Raw genomic sequence first — 6,929 nt, 5'->3', positions numbered from 1 at the left:
CTGTCGGCTTCCGCCGGCGGGCCGGCGGGGGATGCCGGGGTCGGGGGCGGCTGCAGCGCCGAGGACGTCGATGCCGGCGCTCCCTGGCCCGGGCGCTGCTCCGCCGGGCTGAAGAACGGCTCGTTGGAGAAGTCCAGCGGCCTGCCTGTCGACGGCGGAAGCTCGCGTTGCGTCGACCCGGCCCGGATTTGCGGATGGCCGGTGGCCGGCCGTTCTTCGTCGATCGAGACCGAAACGACATAGCGGCCGATCAGCACTCGATCGCCATGCGCCAGCCGGTGCGGGCCGGCCATACGCTGGCTGGAGCCGTTGATGAAGGTGCCGTTGCGCGAGATGTCGTAGAGCCAGAATCCGCCCGCTTGGTAGCGGACCTCGCAATGCCGTCCGGAAATGAACTTGTCCGGATCGGCGAGCGTCCAGTCGCAATTCTCGCGTCCGATCTCGAAGCTGCGGTCGCGGGCGGCGTAGCTCGTCGCGGTGCCCGGGGGCAGCTTGTCGACATTGCTGATCTGGAGAGAGATGAACATCCGGAAGCGTCGCCGAACTTGGTCAATAAATACTTATCTTCCATGCGATTCCGGGCGGAAACCGCTACGCGCTTTTCCCGGAATTGCTCCAGCATTCTAGCAGCTTACAGGCGCGGCGGGAGAGGAGCGTTTCACACGGACGCATCGGTGCGGTTTAGCCATCGCTGTTGTTTGGCTGCCAGCAAACCTGTGCTAGGCTGAAAGTGGTCCGGTACGGTGGGGTGCGAAAAGTTCCCGAACGTGATGCGGTTAACATAGCGGGGGCTTCAATCCATCATACTGGCGGCCGCGTCCAGGAGGGGCACGACCCATGCCGAACGAACGCGCCACGGTTGTGCAGACGCCGCTTGGCGGCGATCTGCTGACCTTCACCCATCTCGTCGGCCGTGACGAGATCAGCCGTTGTTTCGCCTATACGGTCGGCTTCGTCTCGAAGAGCCATGATGTCGACCCGCTGAAGATGCTGGGCGGCGCCGTTTCGGTCGAAGGCGAATCCGACCCGAAGCGCTGGTTCAGCGGACTCGTCTCGGATTTCAAGCTGACCCGCATCGAGGACCGGCTGGCCTATTACGAAGCGGTGGTGAGGCCATGGCTCTGGTTCCTCGGCAACACCACCGATTGCCGCATCTTCCAGAATATGACGGCGGTCGAGATCGTCGAAAAAATCTTCTCCAAATACGGCATCGCGAAATTCGAGAAGCGGCTGCAGGGATCTTATCCTCAGCGCGAATACTGCGTGCAGTATGACGAGAGCGATCTCGATTTCGTGCAGCGCCTGATGGAGCACGAGGGCATCTTCTATTTCTTCGAGCATGACGAGGGCAAGCATACGCTGGTCCTCTGCGATGCGATGAGCAAGCTGAAGCCGGCGCCGGGCTACGAGAAGGTGCTCTATAATTTCGAGGGGCAGGGTTCGCGGCGCGATGTCGAATACATCACCGAATGGATTCCGGGCAGTTCCGTGCGGCCCGGCGCCTATGCCCACACCGACTATGATTTCGAGAAGCCCGGCGCGGACCTGATGGCGAAGTCCGCCCAGCCGTTCAGCCACAAGGAGGCGGCGGGCGAGAACTACCGCCAGCCCGGCGCGCATCTCGATGTCGGGCGGGGCGACACGATCGCGGGGGTTCGCCGCGAGGAACTTCAGGCGGTGCATCAGCGCAGCACGGCGGTGGGAACCGTGCGCGGCCTCTTTTCCGGCTGCAAGTTCAAGCTCGAGAGCTTTCCGCGCGACGACCAGAACCAAGACTATCTGGTGATCAGCGCCGATTACCGGTTGTTCGATCCGGGCTACAGAACCCAGAACGAGGCCTACAGCGAAAATTTCAGGGTCGTGCTGGGCGTGGCGCCTACCAAATTGCCCTACCGGCCGCCGCGCATCACGCCGCGGCCGATCATGCGCGGACCGCAGACGGCGACGGTGGTCGGTCCTTCGGGCGAGGAGATCTTCACCGACAAATATGCGCGGGTGAAGGTGCAGTTCCATTGGGACCGCCTCGGCAAGAAGGACCAGAACTCTTCCTGCTTCGTGCGCGTGTCGCAGACCTGGGCCGGCAGCGGCTGGGGCTTCATCCAGATCCCGCGCATCGGCCAGGAGGTCATCGTCGATTTCATCGAGGGCGACCCGGACCTGCCGATCATCACCGGCCGCGTCTACAACGCCGCCGAGATGCCCCCCTATGGCCTTCCGGGCAACGCCACGCAATCGGGCTGGAAGTCCAACTCCTCGAAGGGCGGCGGCGGTTACAACGAGCTGATGTTCGAGGACAAGGCCGGCTCCGAGCTGGTCAATTTCCAGGCCCAGAAGGACCACCACCTGCTGATCAAGCACGACCGCAACAAGACCGTGCAGCACGACCAGTCCGACCGCATCGACCACGACGCCAAGCACTCCGTCGGCCACAACCTCGACGAGGACGTCGGCAACAACAAGACGGTCAAGATCGGCGTCGACCAGACCACCAATATCGGCAGCAACGACACCGAAACGGTGGGCGCGAACCGCTCGCTGACGGTTATGGCAAACGAGACGATCCACGTCGTCGCGAACTCGACGGAAAACATAGATGCCAACCACTCGCAGACGGTGGGGCTGGTGCAGACGGTGACGGTGGGGGCTGCGCGTGTGGATACGGTGGGGGCGGCTGAAGCGCGAACCGTCGGCGCTTCGCAGACCAACGCGATCGGCGCGACACGATCGGTCACGGTGGGTGCTGCGCAGAGCCATAGCATCGGGGCGGATGACAGTTGGACGGTTGCGGCGAACCAATCGGTCGACGTTGGCGCAAATCAGAGCTTCAAGATTGGTGGAGCGCATGCTTCCCAGATTGGCAAGGGCCGGGACGCCAAGATCGCCGAGGACGATGCGACCGATGTCGGCGGTTCGCGAGCGTTGAAAATAGCCAAAGGCAGTCTGGTGGAGGTGGGCGAGGACGGAGCCATAAAGGTTGGCAAGACCCTGATTATTGAAGCTGGCGATGCTATCACCATCACATGCGGCTCGGCGGCGATCGCGATGAAGAAGGATGGCACGATCAACATCTCCGGTAAGGACATTTCGATCAGTGGGTCGGGCAAGATCAACGTGAAGGCATCGAGCGATATCACCATGAAAGGCTCGGAGATAAAGCAGAACTGAGGGGCCTCGATGACAAAGATCGTAGAGCGAATTGAAGGGGTGGTGATTGGCATATTCCTGGGCTTCGGCGACGACGCACCCCTTGTCGTCTTCCCGGGAAACCCTCGAGAGACAGCAGTAGCCGCGCGAAGCCTCGCTGAACTTACTTCGGACATGATCGGCGCGGAGGTGGCGCTTTTGTTCCAGGACGGAGATCCGGGTCGACCGCTGATTGTCGGGCGCATCATCGATCCCGTGCACCGGTCAAATGTTCCCCAGGTCATCCGCGACGGTGAGCGAATGAGGATCACCGCGAATGAACGTCTTGAGCTGCGTTGCGGCCAGGCGACGATCATCATGGAAAGGGATGGGCACATCACTATCCGCGGCACCTATGTGACGAGCCACGCAAGTGCCGCCAACCGCATCCGCGGTGGCTCGGTCAATCTGAACTGATGCCAGCGCCTGTTCTTCGCGAGATTGTCCGCCAGCACGCAGAGATGGCTGCGTTCCTGTGGACAGTATACGACTACAACCTGCTAAACCCCGGCAAGAATCCGGACATGGATGAGGAGCGACTTGCCCGACTCGTCGAGCGTCTGGAAGCGCATCTTGACGGGCTGCGAGTCGCTGGCCAGGTCGGCATCGAGATCGCGAGCGAGCGCTACTCCGAATATCCCGAAGCTGGGGAATTGTTCGTCGTGCGCATGCTGTCGATCAAAGAGGCATTGCGGGTTGCCGATCTCGACCTTGGCAGGGTGCGCGCCTATCTGGCCGCAAAGCCCAGGCCAGACATGCCATCAATTTCGAGCCGTTAGGTGTAGTCGGGACCGTCCCAATCAGAGCCATCGTATCTTATGGCAGAGTTTCCGCCCGCCAGCGCCAGATATGGGCCATTGGATGAAAGACGATAGACGGGGAAGCTGTCCTTGAGGTTGGAAACCGTTGCCCCATCGAACGTAAACACCCCTTGCCCTCCACCGGCGATGTGGATTGTCTTCCGGTAGAACGCCATTTTGTAGAAGTCTCGGCCTCGCTGTGAGACATCGGTCCAGGCAAGGCCGGAGCCGCGAAACAAGGTCCCTGCGCTACCCGAGACGAGGACGTCGCCTGATGACAGTACCAGCAGTCCAACCAAGATCGCGTTGGTGGGTAGCTGGATTTGAGTCCACTGCCTGCCGTCATAGTGCCAGAAAAGCGCTCCCTCGCCGGATACATAAAGGTCGCTGGGCGACGACCCAGCGATGCAAAGAATGGTGTTACCGAGCGCGGGGCTAATGGCGGACCAGCGTGCGCCATCCCAGCGATAGACAACCCCCTCGGATCCCCCTGCATAGACAGTGCTGTCGTCGAGACCCCAGACGGTGTTTAAGTGACGGGGCGAGACTTGGCTTTCCGTCCATTCGGTCCTCGAACCCGAATGCACCGCGCCGTTGTCGTCGCACACGTAGAGTCGGCCGGAGTTGGAACGCCAAATGTCAGTGAACCAACACGGCTTCTCGTAAATTCGTTCGGTCTGATTGTCGTCGCTGGCCACGTCGGACTCCGAGATGACGAACGAGTAGAAACTCTCTCCGTCATAATATGCGACGGCGGAAAAAATGGTCCCGTTATCCGCTGCAACCGTGCCATTTACCGTTACGCTATAGTCAGCCATGTCATGTCTCCTCAGCGGCCTCTGCGAACCGTACTCGTGGGGGTCGGTTTGAACTTGCCGGTCGCTGGCGCGCGCGCTTCGGTGCTGTCTTTCTTTTTCTCCGGTCCGCCCATCATCTCCTTGAAGTGAATGTCACAAATCATCCTCAGGCATTCAATGGCGGGGTGCTCTTTACCTCTTGGCCCATCCGGGATGTTCTTGGCCTTTTTCATGGCCTCCATGTTGGCCTCCCGCACTTCCTCGTAAGTGGGGTTCGTACCTTTCGCGCGCTGAGCCTTTGCCCATTCGCCTTGAGCGGCCGTTTTTCGGCCATGCTCGGTGTTAGGATCAGTTGCGTCTTCGAGGCAGACGCAGGGCGCATCGTTCATCGTATAGCTCGGCGTCGTGCTGATGGCTTGGCCACCGCGCGAATTCTGGAAACAGGCATTCTGCAGGATATGGTCCGATTGCTGGTTGGACGCGCATTCCTTGCTTGCGTCGCCATAACGGTGCACCTTCATGCCGAGCTTTGCCAGGATTGACGTGCAGGACTGCTTGCCCACCTTCAACTTTCCGATCTTCGGCCAAGGCGGTGCGTTGCCGGTCGGCGAAGCATGATTGTTGGTCGACAGGTCGGTCATGCGGCTGACGGGTTCGCCATCCGCTTTCACGTCGCTCGACCAGGCGACGGCATACTCCTTGCCGGTATTGACTGAGGTGATCACTCCCTTCTTGGCGGCGCACCCGGCCTCTGTGCCGCTGGTCTTGGTGTAGTACGATTTGTTCTTCTGGGTGATGGTCTGACCACCGATCTTGACGGTGCCGGTGCCATTGTCGGTATCGGAATCGAGTCCGAACGAGGGATAGGGAATAGGCACGCCAGGCGGCGTTGCAGGATTTTCAGGGGGTGTGAAGCAGACGTCCGGAAAGGCGGCGATCACCTTGTTGGCTTGTGCCTTGCAGGCAACCTCGAGGCCATTCGCGTAGACAGTCATCAGGCTGCCCTCGCGGCGAGGATTGCCGCCCCGCAGGCGCCGGCATCGTTCGATGCCTCGATCAGCACTGGATTTCCGGCGGCATATCCCTTGCGGGCCGCCATCCAGGCCATGCCGATCATCAGCGGAACCACGGCTGCGCCGACGTTGCCGAGGGATTCGCCAGGCGACCAGATGTCCTGAAAATCGTGACGGCCGCGCAGCAATCTCAAGCTCGCCAGAGCGCTCTGCTTGAACCAATACTGCTCGCCAATGAGGTCCGCGATGCGGTAGCCGAGCCGATTCATCTCGATGCCGGTTTCCTTGAACGCAGCGCTGTACGCCGACGTCATGCCGTCGGCACGCAACGGCAGATCCTCGGCATTGTAGATCGTTGCGGATTCACGCGCCAAACCCAGTCCGAAGAGGCGAAGGCCGTCGCCGCGCGAGCGCGTGCACAGGATCGCGGCGGCGGCCTCACCCGGAATGAAGCCGTTTGGATTGTCAGCGGCAAGCAGACGATTCTCACCAAGATAATAAGCGATCGCAGGTGCCGTCAGGTAGCTGTCGACGCCCGCGATCATCACATAGGGTACCTCACCCGCCGCGATCATCCTGCGCGCCTGATCAAGTGCTATATGCCCGGAGGGCCGGCCGTGCGCGACGATGCGTGAGCGCGTGCTGGGTTCGATTTCGGTGATCTCCGAAACGCTGCGGAGCAGACGCAAGCTATCCCCGGCCGGACGGCCCGGGCGATCCTCCTCGGCGAGGCAAAGGATGAGCGCGGTCTGACCACGTGCCTGCGGGACGGCCTCGAACGCCTCGCAGATCGCGGCTGCGGCCAGGTGCGCCATGCGCTTTTCGCCAATCCAGCCTCGCGGCAACGGCACCGGCGCGCCGATCAGCAAATCGGTCCCCGAGCCGACGAATCTCGTCTCTTGGAAGCCATCGAGGCGCGCGCGCATCGCGGCACAGGCCGAAGGCGCATCGAGACCGACAGCCGTCACCATGCCGACCGAGGCTATGTCAAGCCTCGTACTCATGCGTCTTCTACCTCCTCGGGCGCGGTCCCGTCGCTACGGACATATTCCCTGCCAGTCGCACGCGCGCGCAGCATCGACTCCGTCGGCGGGCCGACCCAGCATTCCGAGAAATCGAGGATAGTCTTGTGGATG

The 6,929-nt window shown here is 61.4% G+C and carries 7 protein-coding genes; 3 read left to right on the top strand and 4 right to left on the bottom strand.

Going from position 1 to position 6,929, the window contains the following annotated elements; genetic code table 11:
• A partial coding sequence (gene tagH / locus EOA38_RS23505) for a type VI secretion system-associated FHA domain protein TagH (RefSeq protein WP_127300363.1) occupies window positions 1-527 on the bottom strand: 527 nt, incomplete at its 3' end.
• 310 nt (window positions 528-837) lie between these two features.
• On the opposite strand from tagH, the gene tssI reads away from it, so the two are divergent.
• Genes tssI through EOA38_RS23490 form a run of 3 tightly spaced genes read left to right on the top strand, consistent with a single transcriptional unit; the run spans window position 838 to window position 3,962 of the window.
• Entirely contained in the window at window positions 838-3,165 is a 2,328-nt protein-coding gene (tssI, locus tag EOA38_RS23500; protein ID WP_126095520.1) for a type VI secretion system tip protein TssI/VgrG, read from the top strand.
• A gap of 9 nt (window positions 3,166-3,174) precedes the next feature.
• Window positions 3,175-3,600, top strand: coding sequence for a DUF6484 domain-containing protein (locus EOA38_RS23495; protein ID WP_126095519.1), 426 nt, complete (start codon window positions 3,175-3,177; stop codon window positions 3,598-3,600).
• Complete coding sequence (locus EOA38_RS23490; RefSeq protein ID WP_126095518.1) at window positions 3,600-3,962, top strand: hypothetical protein; 363 nt, start codon at window positions 3,600-3,602, stop codon at window positions 3,960-3,962. The genes EOA38_RS23495 and EOA38_RS23490 overlap by 1 nt, the downstream gene beginning before the upstream one ends.
• On the opposite strand, the gene EOA38_RS23485 is transcribed toward EOA38_RS23490, so the two are convergent.
• Genes EOA38_RS23485 through EOA38_RS23475 form a run of 3 tightly spaced genes read right to left on the bottom strand, consistent with a single transcriptional unit; the run spans window position 3,959 to window position 6,797 of the window.
• Window positions 3,959-4,801 (bottom strand): hypothetical protein, encoded by an 843-nt coding sequence (locus tag EOA38_RS23485; RefSeq protein WP_126095517.1) that lies wholly within the window; start codon window positions 4,799-4,801, stop codon window positions 3,959-3,961. The two genes, EOA38_RS23490 and EOA38_RS23485, sit on opposite strands and share 4 nt — an antisense overlap.
• A gap of 11 nt (window positions 4,802-4,812) precedes the next feature.
• Window positions 4,813-5,775 (bottom strand): DUF4150 domain-containing protein, encoded by a 963-nt coding sequence (locus EOA38_RS40510; protein WP_245464771.1) that lies wholly within the window; start codon window positions 5,773-5,775, stop codon window positions 4,813-4,815.
• A complete protein-coding gene (locus tag EOA38_RS23475; RefSeq protein ID WP_126095516.1) occupies window positions 5,775-6,797 on the bottom strand; it encodes a 3-oxoacyl-ACP synthase in 1,023 nt (340 codons plus the stop codon). The genes EOA38_RS40510 and EOA38_RS23475 overlap by 1 nt, the downstream gene beginning before the upstream one ends.
• Between the last annotated feature and the right edge of the window lie 132 nt (window positions 6,798-6,929).

It is taken from the genome of Mesorhizobium sp. M1E.F.Ca.ET.041.01.1.1 (assembly GCF_003997355.1).
Lineage (GTDB): Bacteria > Pseudomonadota > Alphaproteobacteria > Rhizobiales > Rhizobiaceae > Mesorhizobium.
This window is presented reverse-complemented; position numbering and strand designations above follow the sequence as displayed.

Coding starts and splice junctions, on each gene's coding strand:
- EOA38_RS23475 (WP_126095516.1), bottom strand. CDS start 6,797: ATGAGTACGAGGCTTGACATAGCCTCGGTCGGCATGGTGACGGCTGTC.
- EOA38_RS23495 (WP_126095519.1), top strand. CDS start 3,175: ATGACAAAGATCGTAGAGCGAATTGAAGGGGTGGTGATTGGCATATTC.
- EOA38_RS23490 (WP_126095518.1), top strand. CDS start 3,600: ATGCCAGCGCCTGTTCTTCGCGAGATTGTCCGCCAGCACGCAGAGATG.
- EOA38_RS40510 (WP_245464771.1), bottom strand. CDS start 5,775: ATGACTGTCTACGCGAATGGCCTCGAGGTTGCCTGCAAGGCACAAGCC.
- EOA38_RS23485 (WP_126095517.1), bottom strand. CDS start 4,801: ATGGCTGACTATAGCGTAACGGTAAATGGCACGGTTGCAGCGGATAAC.
- tssI (WP_126095520.1), top strand. CDS start 838: ATGCCGAACGAACGCGCCACGGTTGTGCAGACGCCGCTTGGCGGCGAT.